Below are 17,653 nucleotides of genomic sequence, written 5' to 3'. Positions count from 1 at the left end.
TCCCCGCCGACCGGAACCCCACCAACGACCGCGCCGCCCCCGGAGTCGCCGCCGGCGCATCGTGGTGGACCGTCGTGTGCGTCGGCGCGCGAGCCACGTCGGCCCGGGATCGTGTCTCGGACGCTCCGGTCGCCGCCGGTCCCACCGCCTTCGCCCCTCCCACACACACGGGGCGTACGGCGAACGGGGCAGCCGCCGATCGTCACCCGATTGAGCGAACGGCAATGTACGGGTCGATCAGACCTCGACGGAAGGCCCGGGTCTTCCGAGCGACACCGTGATCGGTCGTGCGGGGGAGGCTGCGATCTCCCTGAGCCTGATGGTCCAGCTCAGCGGCCCGCGTCAGCCCACCTGACCACGTCGCGCGCTTCGATCACCATCGCGTGGGCGTTGACGCGACGAGCAGGGCGTGGAGGCTCCCGCGAGCCGGCGTCGAGAAGGCAGGGTAAGAGACTGGTGACTGAACGCCACTACTCGAGGAGCATGCTGCGACCGTGGAGTGAGTAGAACATCGTCCGACAACACGCTGTTATCGTCTGCGCGGTCAGAGCTGCGTCCGCCAGTTGAGCCGACCGAACCAACCGCGGTCACGTGTCGAGCGACGGTGATGTCGTGGAGGAGGGCCGATGGAGGACGGACATCCGGGTGACTCGGACGCCCTCGACGTGCTCGTTCTCGGCATGCACTACACCCCCGAACACACCGGCAACGCTCCGTACACGGCCGGCATGGTGGCTGCCCTGTCGGACGCCGGTCACCGTGTCCGCGTGATCACCGGCTACCCGCACTACCCCCGGTGGGCCCTGTACGACGGTTACACCGGGGTGCGGCGCCACGAGGTCGACGGTGGTGCGCGAATCACGCGCGTCCGCCATCCCGTACCCCGTTCTCCCAGTGCGTGGCGGCGTGCGGTGATGGACGCGGCCTTCACCGTGCACGCCGCGGCAGTCGGGAAGCAGGGCACCCGTCGTCCCGACGTCGTCATCGCGGTGAGCCCCGTGTTGCTGACCGTCCTCGCGGGTCTGCGCTGGAAGAAGCGCGGACGCACGGCGCTCGGCGTCGTCACCCAGGACCTCTACAGCCGTGCGGTGACCGAGACCGGCATCGCTTCGGCCGGCGCCGGGCGGGCGGCCGCGAGGCTCGAGGGCTGGCTGCTCGGGCGGGCCGACGGCATCGCCGTCGTCCACGACCAGTTCCGGGAGGGCCTCGCCGGGCTCGGGATCGACCGCGACCGCGTCACGGTGATCCGCAACTGGTCGCACGTCTCGACCGGGGATGCGGACCGCGCGGTGACGCGGCGCGACCTCGGGTGGCGGGACGACGAGGTGGTCGTCCTCCACGCCGGCAACATGGGCCTCAAGCAGGGACTCGAGAACGTCGTCGACACCGCGCGCCTGGCCGACGAGCGCGGGGCCCCGGTGCGCTTCGTCCTGCTCGGCGACGGCAACCGGCGCGGCACCCTCGAGGCCCGCGGAGCCGGCGTCGGGCGGCTGCAGTTCCTCGACCCGCTACCCGGCGAACGCTTCCCCGACGCCCTCGCGGCCGCCGACGTGCTGCTGGTCAACGAGGCCCCGACCGTCGCCGAGATGTCGGTGCCCAGCAAGCTCACCTCGTACTTCACCGCCGGCCGCCCGGTCGTCGCCGCCTCGTGGGAGCGCAGCGCGGCGGCCGCCGAGCTCCGGCGATCGGGGGGCGGCGTGCGCGTCGATCCGGGCCGGCCGCAGGATCTGCTCGACGCCGTGCAGGGGATCACCGAACCCGCGCGCGCGGCGGCACTGGCCGCTGCCGGCCGTGCCTACGCGCAGGAACACCTCGGTGCCACCGCCGCACACCGCGACTACCAGCGCTGGGTGGAGGGTCTCGCCGCCGCCCGTGTACCCGTAGGGGGGACCCGTGTCTGACCCGCTCGCCGGCTGGGAGCTCGGCCGGCCGTTGCCGCGCGACTCGCGCGTGTTCGTCGCCGGCTCGTCGGGGCTCGTCGGCTCCGCGGTCGTGCGGCACCTGCACGCGGCCGGCTTCACCGACGTCGTCGGGGTGCGCTCGAGCCAGGTCGACCTGCGCGACCTCGCCGCGACCACGCGCTTCCTCGACGAGACCGCTCCCGCCGTCGTGGTCGACGCCGCCGCGCGCGTCGGCGGGATCGCGGCCAACGCCGCCGAGCCCGTCGAGTTCCTGCACGAGAACCTGCGCATCCAGGCGAACCTGCTCGACGCCGCGCACCGCGCCGGGGTGCCGCGCCTGCTGCTGCTCGGGTCGTCGTGCATCTACCCGAAGTTTGCCGAGCAGCCGATCCGCGAGGACTCGTTGCTCACCGGCGCGCTCGAGCCGACCAACGACGCCTACGCGATCGCGAAGATCGCCGGGATCATGGGCGTGCAGTCCTACCGCCGCGAGTACGGGCGGTCGTGGATCTCGGCGATGCCCACCAACCTCTACGGCCCGGGCGACAACTTCGACCTCGAGAAGTCGCACGTCCTGCCCGCGCTGATGCGGAAGTTCCACGAGGCCCGGGTGTCCGGCGCACCCACCGTCACCGTGTGGGGCACCGGCACACCGCGGCGCGAGTTCCTGCACGTCGACGACCTGGCAGCGGCCTGCCTGCACCTGCTCGAGACCTACGACGACCCGGCGCCGATCAACGTCGGTGTCGGCGACGACGTGCCGATCGCCGACCTCGCCGCGCTCGTCGCCGACGTCGTCGGCTTCACCGGCGAGATCGTCTACGACACCTCCCGCCCCGACGGGACGCCACGCAAGCTGCTCGACGTCTCGCGTCTCCAGGCCCTCGGCTGGAAGCCCACCATCGGGCTCGCCGAGGGGCTGGCCTCGACCTATCGGTGGTTCCTCGAGCACCAGGGGGCGCAGTCGTGAGCAAGCGGGCGTTGATCACGGGGATCACGGGGCAGGACGGGTCGTATCTGACCGAGTTGTTGTTGGGCAAGGGTTATGAGGTGCACGGGATCATCCGGCGGTCCTCGACGTTCAACACCGGCCGGATCGATCACCTCTATCAGGATCCGCACGAGCGCGATCAGCGGCTGGTGCTGCACTACGGGGACCTGACCGACAGCTCGCGGCTGGTGACGTTGATCGAGAAGGTGCGCCCGGACGAGGTGTATCACCTGGCCGCCCAGTCGCATGTGCGGGTGTCGTTCGACGAGCCGGAGTACACCGGCAACACCACCGGGGTGGGCACCGCCCGGCTGCTGGAGGCGATCCGGATGGTCGGGGTGGACACGAGGTACTACCAGGCCTCGTCGTCGGAGATGTTCGGGGCCACGCCGCCGCCGCAGAACGAGGACACCCCGTTCTACCCGCGCTCCCCGTACGGGGCGGCGAAGGTCTACGGGTACTGGATGGCGCGGAACTACCGGGAGGCCCACGGGCTGTTCGCGGTGAACGGGATCCTGTTCAACCACGAGTCCCCGCGCCGCGGGGAGACGTTCGTGACCCGCAAGATCGCCCGCGCGGCGGCCCGGATCTCCGCCGGGCTCGAGGAGCACGTGTATCTGGGGAACCTGGACGCGGTGCGGGACTGGGGCTACGCCCCGGAGTACGTCGAGGGCATGTGGCGGATGCTCCAGGCTCCCGAGCCGGCCGACTACGTCCTGGCCACCGGCACCGCGACCACGGTGCGGGAGTTCACGCAGTGGTGCTTCGAGCGGGTCGGGCTGGACTGGGAGCGCCACGTGCGGTTCGACGAGACCTACCTACGGCCCACCGAGGTCGACGCCCTCATCGGCGATGCCTCCAAAGCCCAACGCGACCTCGGGTGGAAAGCCCAGACCATGCCCGAACAACTCGCCCACCTCATGGTCGACGCCGACTTCGCGGCGATCTCGGCGTAGGACGGGGTGCGATGACCCGCGTGCTCGCCCTCGCCAGTCGAGCTCTGCGGCCGAGCGTCGGAGTGAGCCTCGTCGTCCTCGTCGTCCTGCGGGTCGCCGCCGGTCTCGTGCTCGACGCCGGGGACGTGGATCTCTACGAGTTCGGCGTCATCGCGGCTCACTGGGTCGACGGCGACGGCTTCAGCTACTTCACGGCGACCCCGGCGGGAGTGGTGGCCGGCGTCGTGCCGGGTGGTACGCCCCTGCCCGGCGCCTACATGCCGCCCGCCTACGTCGTGGTGGTGGCGGCGGCCACCGCGCTTGCCCGGGCGATGGAACTCGGTCCCGACGGGCTGGTGTGGCTGGTGCGCGCGGCCAACATCCTGCTGGCCGGTGCGGGGCTCCTCGCCATCTCCGTCCTCGTCCGGAGTCTCGCGGACGCCCGGACCGCCCGCATCGCGTGTCTCCTCTTCGCCGTCTACCCGACGTTCGTGTACCAGACGACCCAGGTCTCGGCGTCCAATCTCTACATCCCCCTCGAGATCGGGCTCCTCGCCGGACTGTCCGTCCTCGCCGGCGCCGCGACCTGGCGACGGCTGGTCGTGGTCGGCGTCGGGCTGGGCCTCCTCTGTCTGATGCGCTCCGAGGCCGTGGCCCTCATCCCGCTCGTCGCGATCTGGTCGGCTCTGGCTGCACGGCCGCTGACCTCCGACCGACGGTCGCGACTGACCGTCGCCGCGGTCGTCGTCGTCGTCGCGGTGGCGCTCCCGACCGCATGGGCGGTACGCAACTCGATGGTGCTCGGCGAGCCCGTGGTGACCACGACGACCACCGGTGGCCTCAACCTCTGGAGCGGGAATCACGAGGGCGCCTCCGGCTCACAGAAGGATGCCGAGCCACCACCGGACCTCCAGGCTCGTCTCGCCGCCCTGGCTCCCTCACGCGCCTACGAGAAGGAGCGGGACGACGTGCTGCTCGACGAGGCGTGGGACCACATCGCGGCCGACCCCGGCGGGACGGTGCTGCTCGACGTGCGGAAGTTCGTCATGCAGGTCACTGTCGACCTCACCGATCCGCGGAGCACGAACCCCGTCTACCTGGGCGGGTACCTCCTCGTCGCCGTCTTCGGCGTCTGGGGGTGGGGGCGGTGGTGGCGACGGGCTGCCGGCCAGGACGCTCGGGCACGGAGATGGCTGATCGTGGGCTACGCGGTGACGAGCCTCGCCGTACCGACCGTGTTCTTCGCCCTCGCCCGGTACCGATTGCCGTTCGAGGTCGTCCTCGTCATCGGCACGGCCCTCTTCCTCGCGACCGTTCTCGACGACCCCAGAACTGCCGGCAGGAGACCGCGTGAGGGGTCGGACTCGTCGGCGGCCGGCGCGGAGAGCTTCACAGGGACCTGACCCCGTCGGCAGCGCACGACGTCGCCACAGCGCATCGACGTGTTCGCGGACACGGAGGGTCGTGACGAACGCGCCGCCGACCACCCGGTCGGGCTCCCCCGCTCACGCTTCGGTCTCGTTCTCCCCGCCGACCCCACCGGGCGCGCACGATGGGCGCGGGCCGGGGGATTTCGCCGGCCACGGGGGGAGTGCCGCAACGGGGGTGGCATGTGGGCAGGACGTCAGCGGTGGCGGTCGTCGGCGGGATCGTCGTGCTGGGATGGGTCGTCGCGCCGGTCATCGACATGATCCGTCACGGAACGTGCGATCAGCGCACCGTGCGCGGGTGGCGCTCGGAATCGCAGCGTGACGAAACGGCTACGGAGGATTCCGATGACGTCGCCATTCCGCGACAACGGGGAATGGCGCCGGAGGCCGATGCATCCGATCTTGCCGAGGAGATCCCGCCCGGTCGGGTGAGTCCCGGTGGAGATCGCTAACGCCGGTCGCCGCCGCCGCGAGAACCACCCGACGGCCGGCACAGGGGCCGGCCGCCGCAACCGGGGGGTTCCCATGGCCAAGCACTCGGCACCGCAGACCGTCGCCGTCGTCCCGACCGGCGTCACGATCATCCGACCGGTCGCCGTGAGTGCGGAGGCCTACCTCGGCAAGCTCCGGGCCATGGCCCACGTGGCGGCGCCACCGCCCGGCAGGCACGCGCGCTGAGTGCGGTTCCCGGACCTCGTCGGCCGGCGCGGTGCCGACGACTCCGGGGACCGTCAGGCCGGCTGGACCGTGCCCGCGTGCAGCGGGCCCTCGTCGTTGACGGCCAGCAGCATCGGGGCGGAGCCGCTGGTGTCGATGCGGCAGACCGCGGCGTCGACGAGGTACATGCGCCAGGCGATCTCGATGCCCACGCCCAGCGCCCAGCTGATCGCCGCCTTGATCGGCGACACGTGGCTGACGACGACCACCTCCCCCGTGGCCGCCTCGGCCGCGAGCTCGGTGCAGGCGGCGGCCACGCGGGCGCGCACCGCCACGAGCGACTCGCCGCCGGCGGGCACGTGCTCGGGGTCGGACTGCCAGGCGCGCCACCCGTCGCGGTCGAGGGCGGTCATCGGCTGGCCGTCGAGGTCGCCGTAGTCCATCTCGGTCCACCGGGCGTCGCACTCGACCTCGGTGCCGAACAGCGCGGCGGTCTCGCGGGCCCGCGCGAGCGGGCTGGACACGAGCCGGGTGGGCCGAGGGAGGCCCGCGGCGAGCGCGCGGGCCTGGCGCCGCCCGGTCTCGGTGAGCGGCGGGTCGGACCGGCCGCACATCACCCCGCGGGCGTTGGCCTCACTCTGACCGTGGCGGACGAGGGTGAGCACGTACGCCACGGTAATGCCGCCCCGCCGGGCCACCGGCGCGCATTCGGGCGACCGAGGGCGTCCGCGAGAAGGACGACGGCGCCGGGCAGGCACGAGATCAGCGCCAGCACCCCGTACACGACGGACGTCGCGAGGCCCTGCCCCGCGTCGAGCCCGACGGCGGCGAACGCGACCGCGGCGGCGGCCTCGCGCGGGCCCCAGCCACCGACGGTCAGCGGCACCGACATGGCGAGCAGGGCCACCGTGACCAGCGGCAACAGCTGCCCGAGCGGCGCGGACACCCCGGCCACGCGGGCCGCGAGCACGAACAGCGCGAGCAGTCCGGCGAGCGCCACGAGCGAGCACAGCAGCACCAGCGGCGCGGTCCGCACGCGGCCCAGCCCCTCGCGGACGTCGCCCAGCGCGGCCAGCAGCGCGACCCGGACGCGGGCCGCCCGCCGCGCCGTGGCGATCCACACACCCGCGCCCGCCAGGACGACCCCGAGGGCGCCGGCCAGCACCCCGAGCCCGGGGCCGACCAGCGAGTGCAGCAGCGCCGGGCTGGCCAGCAGCACCGCGACGCCCACGGCGACCACCACGACCTGCCCGGCCACGCGCTCGATCACCACCGCCCGCGCGCCGCGGGCGTCGCCGGGGCGGTGGTGGCGCACGGCGCGGTGCACGTCGCCCAGCACGCCGGCGGGCAGCAGGGAGTTGAGCAGCGTCGCGCGGTAGGCGTCGGCGGTCGCGTCGCGCAGGGACAGCGTCAGCCCGACGCCGCGGGCGACGACGCACCAGCGCGCGGCGCCGGCGACGGTGGTCAGCGCGCCGAGGGCCAGGGCCGCGACGACGGTGGGCCAGGTGATCGCGCCCAGCGCCTCGACGACACCGCCGGCGCCGAGACGGACGGCGAGCAGCGCGGGGATGCCGAGACCGACGACGAGGCGGAGCACGGCGCCGAGACTGCACCGGATGCGTCGGGGAGATCCGGTGTTCGGGGAAATCGGGGCCACGTTCTCGGGGCTGTGGCGGGGCGTGGGGAGCGCCGGCGGGGCGGACGGGGGGAGCGCGGTCGCGGGGAGCGGCACGGGAGGTCCAGACGGGGAGCTGGGGAGCGGTCTGTTCGTGTGCGGGCGGTCGGGTCAGGTCACGGCAGTACTCACGGCAGGGCCAGCAGGTCGAGGTGGCCGACGGTCACGCGTAGACGGCCCTGCTCGGCGGCCTCCAGGCGGCGCTCGAGGTAGGCGTCGGCGTGGCGCGTGAGGTCGGGGTCCTGGGCGGCGGCCGCCGCCACCCAGCCCTGGAGCCAGGCGACGACGAGGTCGACGTCGTCGAGCCCGAGGTGCCACGGGCTCGACCGCGAGCGGACGGCGGCGCCGTGGCGGGCGAAGGCCTCCTCGGCGACGGCGGCGGCGTGCGGGCCGAGCAGGGTCCGCCCGTCGACGGTGCGCTGCTGGTGGGCGTCGAACGCCGTCGCGAAGGCGAGGTCGCGGGGCTCGCCGGGGTCGATGCGCACCGAGCCGACCACCGACAGCGTCAGCAGCGCCGCGCAGCCCGCCCCGACGCACGCGGCCGCGATCGCGTCGATCTCCTCGACCGTGAGCAGGTCGAGCAGCGCGGACGCGGTGACCAGCCCGGTGTGGAAATCCGGGCCGGCGAGGTCCGCGGCCGTGAGCGTGGTGACGTCGAGCTCGCGGGTCTCGGCGGTCACCGGCGAGCCGTCGCGGGCGACGGCCGGCAGGGTGTCCGCGACGTGGCCGAGCAGCGCGGCGTCGCGGTCGGCGAGCACCCAGTGCTGGGGGCCGCCGAGGCGCGGCGCGAGCCAGCGCGCCATCGACCCGGTCCCGGCGCCGAGGTCGAGGATGCGCCCGGGGGCGGGGTGTCCCGCGCGCAGCTCCTCGACGAGATCGACCGCGCGGGCCTCGGCGTCGGCCGCCTCGCGCAGCGCGAGCCAGTCCGCGGCGGCGGGGGCGCCGGGGACGGCGTGGTCGGGCCGCTCGCTCACGCGCGGGGTCGGAACTCCAGCAGCTCGGCGAGCGCCCGGTCCACCCGTCGCGACGTCTGTGTCCACGCGGCAAGACTGCATCGTTGGGACGACGCTGAGATCCGTAACCCGTCCCGGTGCCCGGGTTCGGCGAACCAGCGGCGCAGCGTTGCGACGAGTGCCGGTACATCCTCAGGAGGCGTTAAGACTCCGCCGTTCGCCACGGTGTCGGGCAGCCCTCCGGCGGAACTCGCGACCACGGGGATACCACGCGCGAACGCCTCGGTCACCACCATGCCGTATGTCTCGACCCGGGACGGGGCGACGAGCAGGTCGGTGGCGTGCCACGTCTCGTCCAGGTCGGCGCCGGTGCGCGGGCCGGAGACACGGACCCGGTCGGTGAGGCCGTGGCGTGCGACCGCCGCGCGCAGGTCGGCCACGAACGCCGGCGCGCGGCCGGTGGGCCCGACGAGGTCGAGCGTCCACGGGTGCTCGGGCAGTGCCGCCAATGCCTCGACCAGCAGGTCCTGGCCCTTGGTCGGGGTGACCGCGCCGAGGCAGAGCAGGCGGTGCGCCCCGTCGGTGCCGGCGGCGAGCGGCGCGGGGTCGACGCCGGGGGTCGCGACGACGACGCCGGGGACCCGCTCGCGCAGCCGCCGCGCCGTCCAGGGACTCGTCGCGATCACCACCGCGGCGGCGCGCAGCACGGCGACCTCGCCGGCCTCGAGGTCGGGCTGCTCCGCGCCGAGGGGCAGGTGCACGAGGACGGCGACCGGGCGCCGCGCGGTGTGCGGGACGACGACGTCCGGCACCCCGCAGGCCACCAGCCCGTCGAGCAGCACCGGGTCCCCGCCGTCGGCCAGCACCGCGTCGAGCGCCCGGCGGGCGGCGGCGTCGGGGCGCGGCCACGCCCCGGGGACCTGGGCGTCGCGCACCGTCCACCCGAGCGCGCGCAGACCGGCGATGACCCGCGCGTCGTAGACGTCGCCCCCGCTGACCAGCAGCTCGTCGGCGACGGGGCGGACCGTGGTGAGCGCGGAGCGGTCCCGGGCGGTGGTCACGGGTCCAGGATGACGCGCATGACGCTCCCGCCCCTCGCCGCCGAGGACCACGAGTGCCCGCCGTGCGGGATGCGCTACGTCGACCTCACGATCGCCGGGGCGAGCGCGACCGTCGCCGCGGTGCCGGCGCGGGCCCGGGAGGCGGTGTCCCGGGTCGGGCACCGCCACGGTCGCCCGGCCGAGGGCGTGTGGTCGGTCGCCGAGTACGTCTGCCACCTGCGCGACGTCGCGATGGCGTTCACGATCCGCCTGCACCGTGCGCGCACCGAGGACCGCCCGGCCCTCGAGCCGGTGTTCAACGACCTGCGCGCGCGCCGCTTCCGCTACGACGACCACGACGTCGACGCGGTCCTCGACGAGCTCGCGATCGTCACCCCCGGCCTGCTCGACGAGGTCGCGCGCTTCGGCGACGCCGACTGGGACCGCACGGTCACCCGGCTCCCCCACGAGGAGCGCACGGCCCGCTGGCTCCTGCGCCAGGCCGCCCACGAGGGCGTGCACCACGTCGCCGACATCACCGACCTCCGTGCGCACCTCCCGGGCCGGTAGGCCCGTACCCACGTGGTCAGCGGGGTGGCGCGGGAGCCGGCGTGAGCCGGCCGGTGGAGGTCGTGACCGTGATCGTCTGACCCTCGACGCCGCCGCCGAGCGGGTCCTCGCCGACGACCGTCCCCGCCGGCGCCCGGCTGTCGACCGTCGTCGTCGCCACCGCGAACCCCGCCGCGCGCAGTGCGGCCGTGGCCCGGTCGGCCGGGTCGCCGACCACCGCCGGGATCGTCGTCAGGCGCCCGCCGGTGAGGAACCGGGGGTCGGGCGCCGGCAGCGGCTGCACCGGGCTCGCGCCGAGGATCCCGGTCATCGCGCGGTACCACGTCTGCGCCGGGGTGGTCCCGCCGAACAGGTTCCCGGTGCCGCACGTCGTCGGCGGGCTGCCGCTGCAGATCGGGCGGGGTGACGACGAGTCGTCGAACGTGATCGCCGCGGCCGCCAGCGAGGGCGTCGCCGCGACGAACGCGCCCGATTCCGAGGTCTGAGTGGTGCCGGTCTTCGCGGCGGTCGGGCGGTTCCAGCCGGCGGCGGTCGCGGCGGCGGCCGAGGTCCCGCCGGGCTGGTCGTCCTTCGACAGCGCGGTCATCTCGGTGTCGGCCAGCGGCCCGGGCACCACCTGCTCGCAGCCCGGGACGTCCAGCGGGACGGGGCGCCCGGCGGGATCGGTGACCGCGGTGACCGGGCTCGGCGGGCACCACACGCCGTGCGAGGCCAGCGTGGCGCCGACGTTGGCGAGCTCGAGCGAGCTCGTCGGGGTCGGGCCGAGGGTGAACGACGCCTGGTGCTGCGAGCGCACCTCGTCGGCGATCGAGGCGTGTCCGGCGCCTGGTGTGTCGGCCAGCGACCGCAGCCCCAGCTTCACGGCCATGTCGACGACGGGCGTGATGCCCGTGGTCTCCTCGAGCTTGACGAACGCGGTGTTCGGCGACTGCGCCAGCGCGTCCTGCAGCGTCATCTGCGGCGGGTAGTCGCCGTCGTTGGACACGACGAACCCCGGGGTCAGCGGCGAGGCGTAGCCGTTGGCGGGCACCGGGATGACGGTGTCGACCCCGCCGCCCTGCGCGAGGTACGCCGACGACGTGAAGATCTTGTAGACGGAGCCGGCGCCGAGGTTCTCAGGGGTGCCGGGCAGGTCGTAGGTCGTCTGCCCCCGGTCGGCGTCCAGCCCGTAGCCGCGGTTGGCGACCATCGCGGTGACCCGGTGGCCGTCCGCGCCCGGCGCCACGATCGAGAGGACGTCGGCGACGTGCGGCTGGGTCGGCGGGACCTCGGCGTCCACCGCGGCCTTGGCCTGGTCCATCGCGGCCCGGTCCATCGTGGTGCGCACGGTGTAGCCGCCGCGGCGCAGCTCGTCGGCGTCGATCCCGGCGCGCGCCAGGTAGTCCAGCACGTAGGAGCAGAAGAACCCGGCGTCGCCCGCGCCGATGCAGCCCTCGGTGAGCCCGTGCAGCACGGGGCCGACGCCGAGCGGGGCGGCGATGGCCTCGGCGGCCTGCGCGGCGGTGATGTCGCCCTGCTGCGCCATCTGGTCGATCACCACGTTGCGCCGGCCCGTCGCGGCCTGCGGGTGATGGATCGGGTCGTCCGCGGCCGGGCTCTGCACCATGCCCGCGAGCAGCGCCGCCTGCGGCACGGTGAGGCGGTCGGCGGTGGTGTCGAAGTACGTCCGCGCGGCGGCCTGGACGCCGAACGCCTGGTTGCCGAACGAGACGACGTTCAGGTACCAGGTCAGGAGCTGGTCCTTGGGCACGGTGTGGTCGAGCTGCTCGGCGACCTCGGCCTCGCGCACCTTGCGCCCAAGGTTCGGCGCGGTGGCCCGCAGCTGCTCGGCGGGGGTCTGGGCGGCGACGTACTCGTCGTAGTTCTTGACGTACTGCTCGGTGAGGGTGGAGGCGCCCTGGGTCGCGCCGCCGGTCGAGTTGTTGACGAGCGCCCGGACCACGCCGCGCGCGTCGAGGCCGGACTCGACGAAGAACCGCCGGTCCTCGATCGCCACGATCGCCGCCTTCATGGCGGTGGAGATCTGGTCCGAGGTCACCGACCGGCGGTCTTGGTCGTACAGGTAGGCCAGCGGGGCGCCGGCGTCGTCGGTGATCGTCGTGGCCGAGGGCATCTCGCCGCTGAGCACGCCCGGCGTCGTCGCCTCGACCCCGTTGACCGCCTGCGCCGCGAGCCCGCCGAGGCCCCCGACCACCGGGTAGAGCAGCCCGGCGAGGAGCACCCCGCCGATCACCCCGACCGCCAGGAGGCGGGCCCCGAGCGTCATCGATCTCCGCACGAGGACCATCCTGCGCCCGCTCGGCGGTGCTGCGTGTGAGCCGGTGACCTGCGGAAACGGGCAACCCGGACGCCGCGGGCGCGGGACGCAGCAAACGCCCGGGAGATCCTGGCGACATCCCCCCGTCCCGGCGACCCCACGTGTGCGTGCGACCGTGCGGGGGAACGCCGGACGTGCTCGACACCCCTGACCCACCACGTCGTCGACCCCGACGACGAGGAGGAGGCTCTGCGATGGCAGGCCGACACCGCCGCTCCCCCGCCCGACGCGAGACCCCCCGCCCCACCACCGGCCGGTCCGTCACCCGCGCCGCACTCGCCCCGCTCGGCGTCGCGTCCGCCGCCGCGCTCGCCGCGGCCCCGCTCGCCGCCGCGGCCCCGGGCCAGCCGGCCGCGCCGGGCCTCGGCGCGCCCCCGTGCGAGGACACCGCCGACGTCTGCGTCGACCTGAGCCGCGGGACGGCCTGGCTGACCGACGACGGGCGCGCGGCGAGCGACCCGATGCCGATCACCTCCGGCTCGCCGGACGACCCCACGCCGACCGGCACGTTCGCGGTGCAGCGCAAGGAGCGCTACCACGTGAGCAAGGAGTTCGACGACGCGTCGATGCCCTACTCGGTGTTCTTCGACGGCGAGGGCCGGGCCTTCCACGCCGGGAGCCGGGCCAGCAACTCGCACGGGTGCGTGCGCCTGGACGAGGACGACGCGGAGCAGCTGTTCACCGCCCTCGAGCCGGGCGACGAGGTCCAGATCGTGCGGTGATGCGCCGCCGGTGAGCGGAACGGGTCGCCCGGGCGACCCGGACCGTTCACGGGAGCGTCAGTTCGTAGCCCGCCGACGCCACGTGCGACTCGTGCAGGGTCACGATGATGCCCGTGAGCCCGCCGGCGTGCGGGCCGAGCCGCCCGTCGCCGGCCCGCTCGGCCAGCCGCCGGGCGATCACCTGCGCGAGGTACTCGGTGGTCGTGTTCACCCCGGCGAACTCGGGGTGGTCGTCGAGGTTGGTGTAGGTCAGGTCGGCGAGGGCGTCGTGCAGCTGCTCGGTCGCCAGCCCGATGTCGACCACGATGTTGTCGGCGTCGAGCTCGGCGCGGCGGAACACGGCGTCGACGACGAACGTCGCGCCGTGCAACGCCTGCGCCGGCCCGAAGACCGCTCCCCGGAAGCTGTGGGCGATCATGATGTGGTCGCGGACCGTCACGGAGAACATGGCGCCATTCTGTCGTCCCTCAGAACAGGACGACGAGGAGCGCCAGGGTCAGGCCCAGGGCCAGCACGACGAGGAAGCGCTCGAGGTCGGCCCGCAGGTCGGCCCGGCGATCGGCCCGACGGCCCGCCCGGCGGTCGGTCCCGGGCGGCCGGCGCCCCGAGACATCCGGCGGCGAGGGGGCCTGCGAGGGGGTCACGGACATGGACGGTCTCCCCGGGGAACGGTGGCGGGCGCGCCGAGGATGCCCGCCCCGTCGTCACGGTATGCAGTCTCCGGCCGCCGCGACAGGGACCTGGGCCCACGCCCGAGCGAGATGTCGGTCGGATATGTGACAGCGCGTAGCACGGGGAGCCGGTCGGTGCCGGTCCGCTGTGTTCGGGCTAGCCGCAGCACCCGCCGCCGCAGCAGCCCCCGCCGCCGCCCGCGGGCGCCATCGCGGGCGGGGTGGCGGTGCGCGCTCGCCCGCTCAGCCCGACGGTCGTCAGCAGCTTCACGGTGTCGTCGTGACCGGCGGGGCAGTCGGCCGGGTCGCTCGCGGCGCTCATCGGCCGGTCGACCTCGAACGTCGAGGCGCAGGTCCGGCAGCGGAACTCGTAGCGCGGCATGGTCGGAGAGCCTACGAGCGGGAAGTCCGCGTGCCCAGGCGCAGCGCGCCCGTCCGTGGCGGTTCAGGGGGCGTAGTCCACGCGCACCGCGAGTCCCGGGCGCTCGCCGGCGGCGAGGGCGGGCAGGACGGTCGGGAGGTCGTCGAACGCGCAGGAGTCGGTCACCAGGGCGTCGAAGCGCGGGTCGGCGAGCAGGCGCAGGGCCAGGCGCAGGCGGTCGGACGTCGCCCACCGCGCGCGGCGGGCGGGCGCCACGCGGCCGACCTGGGTGGCGCGGATCGTCAGGCGCCGCGAGTGGAACGCCTCGCCGAGCGGCACGCGGGGGGCGCGGTCGCCGAACCACGACATCTCGACCACCTCGCCCTCGTCGCCGAGCAGCTCCAGCGACCGCGCGAGGCCGGCCTCGGTGGTGCTCGCGTGCAGGACCAGGTCGCACCCGCCCGCCGCGTCGTCCGGGGTCGCGAAGCCGACGCCCAGCGTCTCGGCCACCGCGCGGCGCGCCGGGTCGACGTCGACGAGCTCCACGCGCACGCCCGGGAACGTCGCGAGCACGCCCGCCACGGCCGCGCCGACCATGCCCGCGCCGACCACCGCGACCCGGTCGCCGACCCGGGGCGCGGCGTCCCAGAGCGCGTTGACCGCCGTCTCCACGGTCCCGGCGAGCACCGCGCGCCCCGGCGGGACGTCGGCGGGCACCTCGACGACCGAGGCGGCCGGGACGACGGCGCGCTCCTGGTGCGGGTAGAGCCCGAACACCGTCCGCCCGGCACCCGGACCGTCCTCGACGACCCCGACCGCGAGGTAGCCGTAGACCACCGGCCCCGGGAAGTCGCCGGTCTGGAACGGCGCGCGCATCAGCCCGTACTGGCTCGCGGGCACCTCCCCGCGGAACACCAGCGACTCGGTGCCGCGGCTCACCGCGGAGTGCAGGGTGCGCACCACGACGTCGTCGGCGCCCGGTGCGGGCAGCGCGATCTCGGCGATCTCCCCCCGGCCGGGCGCTTCCACCCGGAACGCCCGCGTGGTACGCGTCATCGGTCCGACCCCTCCTCGACCCACGGCGATCTCCGGGCAGCCATGCTGGCACGTGTGCGCCGCCCGCCCCCGATCCTGACCGCCGAGCTCGTCGGCGGCGCGCTCGCGAGCGCGGGTCTGCTCGGCGTGCTCGCGCAGGGTGTGGGGCTCGGGCCGTTCGGGATCGTCGTCGGCGCGACGGCGTCCGCCGCGCTCGTCGCGCTGCTCGCCGGCGCGCCCGTCGACGCGCTCGGCCCGGCGGGGCGGGTCACGCTCGTCCGCGGCGTGCTGGTCGTCGGGGTCACCGCGCTCGTCGCCGACCCCGTCTCCACGCCCGCGCTCGTGGTCCTCGCCGCCGTCGCGCTCGCCCTCGACGGCGTCGACGGGGCCGTGGCGCGCCGGCGCGACGTCGCCTCGGCGTTCGGGGCGCGCTTCGACATGGAGCTCGACGCGTTCCTGCTGCTCGTGCTGTCGTGGCACGTCGCCGGGCAGCTCGGGGGCTGGGTGCTGCTCATCGGGCTCGCGCGCTACCTGTTCGTCGCCGCGATGGTGGTGCTGCCGTGGCTGGGCGGCGAGCTGCGGACGCTGTTCTCGGGCAAGGTCGTGGCCGCGGCGCAGGGGGTCGTGCTCGTCGCCGCCGCCTCCACGCTGCTGCCCGCCGTGGCCGCCACCGCGCTCGTGGCGGCGGCGCTCGCCGCCCTGCTCTGGTCGTTCGGGCGCGACGTCGTGCGCCTGTGGCGCGGCGCCGAGGTCCACCCGGTGCGGGTGCGCCGCGGCCTCGCGGGCGTGCTGACCCTGCTCGCCGGGGTGCTGGTGCTGCTCGCGCTCGTGACGCCCGGCGACGTCGCGCGCCTGGTCGAGCCGGCGTTCGTCCGCGTCCCGCTCGAGGTGCTGGTCGCGCTCGTGCTGGCCGTCGCCCTGCCCGCGTGGGCCCGGCGGGTCCTGGCGTGGCTCGCGGGCGCGGTGCTCGGGCTGATGCTCGTGCTCACCCTGTTCGACCTCGGCTTCTCGGCGGCGATCGCGCGCCCGTTCGACCCCGCGCGCGACGCGGTGCTGCTCACCAACGCCTTCGACTTCGTCGCCGAGACCTCGGGGCCCGCAGTCGGGGTGGTCGGGGCCGTGGTGGTCGCCCTGCTCGGGATCGGGCTGGTGGTGGGCACCGGCGGGGCGGTCGCCCGGCTCGCGCGCATCGCCGCCGGCCACCGCGCGGGGGCGCTGCGGCTCGCCGCCGTGCTGGCCGTCGCCTGGTTCGTGGCATGGACGCTGTCGGTGCAGCTGGTGCCCGGGATCCCGGTCGCCTCGCGCGACACCTCGATCCGCGCCGTGGACCGGGCGGCCGAGATCGACGCCGGTGTCCGCGACCAGCAGGCCTTCGCCCGGGAGGCCGGCGTCGACGCGTTCGGCGAGGTGCCCGACGACCGGCTGCTCACCGCCCTGCGCGGGCGGGACGTCGTCGTCGCGGTGGTCGAGAGCTACGGCATGGCCGCCCTCGACGACCCGGCGATGGCGGGCGGGGTCCGCGCCGTCGTGGACGACGGCGAGCGGCGTCTCGGCGCCCTCGGGTACGGCGCGCGCACCGGCCGGCTGACCTCCCCGGTCGCGGGCGGGGGCAGCTGGCTCGCCCACGCGACCCTGCTCTCCGGGCTGTGGATCGACGGCGAGCAGCGCCACACCGACCTCGTCTCGTCGAGCCGCCTGACGCTCACCCGCGCGTTCCACCAGGCCGGCTGGCGCACCGTCACCGTCCAGCCCGGCACCACGGGCCCGTGGCCGGAGGCGGCGTTCTTCGGCCTCGACCGCGCCTACACCCATGACGACCTCGGCTACCGCGGCCCGCGGTTCAGCTGGTCGCCGATGCCCGACCAGTACCTGTTCAGCGCGTTCGACCGCCTCGAGCGCGGACCGGGCGCGCCGCCGACCATGGCCGAGCTCGTCCTCACCTCGAGCCACGGGCCGTGGGCGCCGCTGCCCCGCACCGTGCCGTGGGAGTCGGTCGGCGACGGCAGCGTGTTCGGCCCCGAGGAGCCGCAGCGGTCGTTCCAGTCGATCTTCACGACGCCGGCACCGCAGGTCCGCGACGACTACCGCCGCAGCATCGAGTACTCGCTCTCGACGCTCTACGGCTGGGTCGAGCGCCAGGCCGTGCAGCGCCCCGACCGCGCACCCGTGCTCGTGGTCCTCGGCGACCACCAGGCCTCGCCCGCCGTCACCGGGCCGACGGCGGACCGCGACATCCCGATCTCGATCGTCAGCCGCGACCCGGCGGTGCTCGACGCGGTCGCCGACTGGGGCTGGGCGGACGGCCTGACCCCCGACCCCGCGACGCCGGTGTGGCGGATGGACGCCTTCCGCGACCGGTTCCTCGCCGCCTACGGGCCCCGGCCCTGACCCGGAC

18 protein-coding genes are annotated in these 17,653 nt (G+C 74.9%); 9 read left to right on the top strand and 9 right to left on the bottom strand.

What is annotated here, in order from left to right; all coding sequences use genetic code 11:
* Positions 1-626: 626 nt before the first annotated feature.
* From PHK61_RS20935 to PHK61_RS20910, 6 genes are all read left to right on the top strand, one after another.
* Complete coding sequence (locus PHK61_RS20935) at positions 627-1,901, top strand: glycosyltransferase family 4 protein (RefSeq protein WP_274282955.1); 1,275 nt, start codon at positions 627-629, stop codon at positions 1,899-1,901.
* Positions 1,894-2,871, top strand: a complete 978-nt coding sequence (locus PHK61_RS20930) for a GDP-L-fucose synthase family protein (RefSeq protein ID WP_274282954.1) — start codon at positions 1,894-1,896, stop codon at positions 2,869-2,871. The genes PHK61_RS20935 and PHK61_RS20930 overlap by 8 nt, the downstream gene beginning before the upstream one ends.
* On the top strand, positions 2,868-3,848 hold the full coding sequence (gmd, locus tag PHK61_RS20925) for a GDP-mannose 4,6-dehydratase (protein ID WP_274282953.1): 981 nt from the start codon (positions 2,868-2,870) through the stop codon (positions 3,846-3,848). The genes PHK61_RS20930 and gmd overlap by 4 nt, the downstream gene beginning before the upstream one ends.
* An 11-nt stretch (positions 3,849-3,859) precedes the next feature.
* Positions 3,860-5,230, top strand: coding sequence for a glycosyltransferase family 39 protein (locus PHK61_RS20920; protein ID WP_274282952.1), 1,371 nt, complete (start codon positions 3,860-3,862; stop codon positions 5,228-5,230).
* A gap of 227 nt (positions 5,231-5,457) precedes the next feature.
* Positions 5,458-5,709 carry a hypothetical protein gene (locus tag PHK61_RS20915; protein ID WP_274282951.1) on the top strand — a complete coding sequence of 84 codons (252 nt, stop codon included), beginning with the start codon at positions 5,458-5,460 and terminating at the stop codon, positions 5,707-5,709.
* Positions 5,710-5,782: 73 nt separating this feature from the next.
* Positions 5,783-5,935: a hypothetical protein gene (locus tag PHK61_RS20910; RefSeq protein ID WP_274282950.1), complete on the top strand. Its 153-nt coding sequence runs from the start codon at positions 5,783-5,785 to the stop codon at positions 5,933-5,935.
* 53 nt (positions 5,936-5,988) lie between these two features.
* Here PHK61_RS20910 and PHK61_RS20905 read toward each other — a convergent pair whose 3' ends face one another.
* From PHK61_RS20905 to PHK61_RS20890, 4 genes are all read right to left on the bottom strand, one after another.
* Positions 5,989-6,579, bottom strand: coding sequence for a histidine phosphatase family protein (locus tag PHK61_RS20905; protein ID WP_274282949.1), 591 nt, complete (start codon positions 6,577-6,579; stop codon positions 5,989-5,991).
* Positions 6,528-7,511, bottom strand: a complete 984-nt coding sequence (locus PHK61_RS20900; protein WP_274282948.1) for a lysylphosphatidylglycerol synthase transmembrane domain-containing protein — start codon at positions 7,509-7,511, stop codon at positions 6,528-6,530. Before PHK61_RS20900 ends, PHK61_RS20905 begins: the two co-directional genes overlap by 52 nt.
* A 206-nt stretch (positions 7,512-7,717) precedes the next feature.
* Positions 7,718-8,563 carry a class I SAM-dependent methyltransferase gene (locus tag PHK61_RS20895; RefSeq protein WP_274282947.1) on the bottom strand — a complete coding sequence of 282 codons (846 nt, stop codon included), beginning with the start codon at positions 8,561-8,563 and terminating at the stop codon, positions 7,718-7,720.
* The gene (locus tag PHK61_RS20890; protein ID WP_274282946.1) at positions 8,560-9,603 is read right to left on the bottom strand and encodes a glycosyltransferase family 4 protein; all 1,044 of its coding nucleotides are present in this window, start codon (positions 9,601-9,603) and stop codon (positions 8,560-8,562) included. Before PHK61_RS20890 ends, PHK61_RS20895 begins: the two co-directional genes overlap by 4 nt.
* 18 nt (positions 9,604-9,621) lie before the next feature.
* Here PHK61_RS20890 and PHK61_RS20885 point away from each other — a divergent pair, with 18 nt between their 5' ends.
* Positions 9,622-10,152, top strand: a complete 531-nt coding sequence (locus PHK61_RS20885) for a DinB family protein (protein ID WP_274282945.1) — start codon at positions 9,622-9,624, stop codon at positions 10,150-10,152.
* A 16-nt stretch (positions 10,153-10,168) separates the two neighbouring features.
* On the opposite strand, the gene PHK61_RS20880 is transcribed toward PHK61_RS20885, so the two are convergent.
* On the bottom strand, positions 10,169-12,418 hold the full coding sequence (locus PHK61_RS20880; protein ID WP_274282944.1) for a transglycosylase domain-containing protein: 2,250 nt from the start codon (positions 12,416-12,418) through the stop codon (positions 10,169-10,171).
* 245 nt (positions 12,419-12,663) lie between these two features.
* Here PHK61_RS20880 and PHK61_RS20875 point away from each other — a divergent pair, with 245 nt between their 5' ends.
* Entirely contained in the window at positions 12,664-13,191 is a 528-nt protein-coding gene (locus tag PHK61_RS20875; protein ID WP_274282943.1) for a L,D-transpeptidase, read from the top strand.
* 46 nt (positions 13,192-13,237) lie between these two features.
* Here the strand turns inward: PHK61_RS20875 and PHK61_RS20870 are convergent, their stop codons facing one another.
* The 4 genes from PHK61_RS20870 to PHK61_RS20855 all read right to left on the bottom strand — a co-directional run bounded on the left by PHK61_RS20870 (position 13,238) and on the right by PHK61_RS20855 (position 15,279).
* Positions 13,238-13,639 (bottom strand): 6-pyruvoyl trahydropterin synthase family protein, encoded by a 402-nt coding sequence (locus tag PHK61_RS20870; protein WP_274282942.1) that lies wholly within the window; start codon positions 13,637-13,639, stop codon positions 13,238-13,240.
* 19 nt (positions 13,640-13,658) lie between these two features.
* Positions 13,659-13,841 carry a hypothetical protein gene (locus PHK61_RS20865; protein WP_274282941.1) on the bottom strand — a complete coding sequence of 61 codons (183 nt, stop codon included), beginning with the start codon at positions 13,839-13,841 and terminating at the stop codon, positions 13,659-13,661.
* A gap of 178 nt (positions 13,842-14,019) precedes the next feature.
* Positions 14,020-14,244, bottom strand: coding sequence for an FmdB family zinc ribbon protein (locus PHK61_RS20860; protein WP_274282940.1), 225 nt, complete (start codon positions 14,242-14,244; stop codon positions 14,020-14,022).
* Positions 14,245-14,307: 63 nt separating this feature from the next.
* Positions 14,308-15,279 carry a zinc-dependent alcohol dehydrogenase gene (locus PHK61_RS20855; RefSeq protein ID WP_274282939.1) on the bottom strand — a complete coding sequence of 324 codons (972 nt, stop codon included), beginning with the start codon at positions 15,277-15,279 and terminating at the stop codon, positions 14,308-14,310.
* Positions 15,280-15,321: 42 nt separating this feature from the next.
* On the opposite strand from PHK61_RS20855, the gene PHK61_RS20850 reads away from it, so the two are divergent.
* Positions 15,322-17,646 carry a CDP-alcohol phosphatidyltransferase family protein gene (locus PHK61_RS20850; RefSeq protein WP_274282938.1) on the top strand — a complete coding sequence of 775 codons (2,325 nt, stop codon included), beginning with the start codon at positions 15,322-15,324 and terminating at the stop codon, positions 17,644-17,646.
* Positions 17,647-17,653: the final 7 nt, after the last annotated feature.

Source organism: Actinomycetospora lutea, from assembly GCF_028737205.1.
Lineage (GTDB): Bacteria > Actinomycetota > Actinomycetes > Mycobacteriales > Pseudonocardiaceae > Actinomycetospora > Actinomycetospora lutea.
Note: the sequence above shows the minus strand (reverse complement) of the source record. Positions and strands in the feature narration are given on the sequence as shown.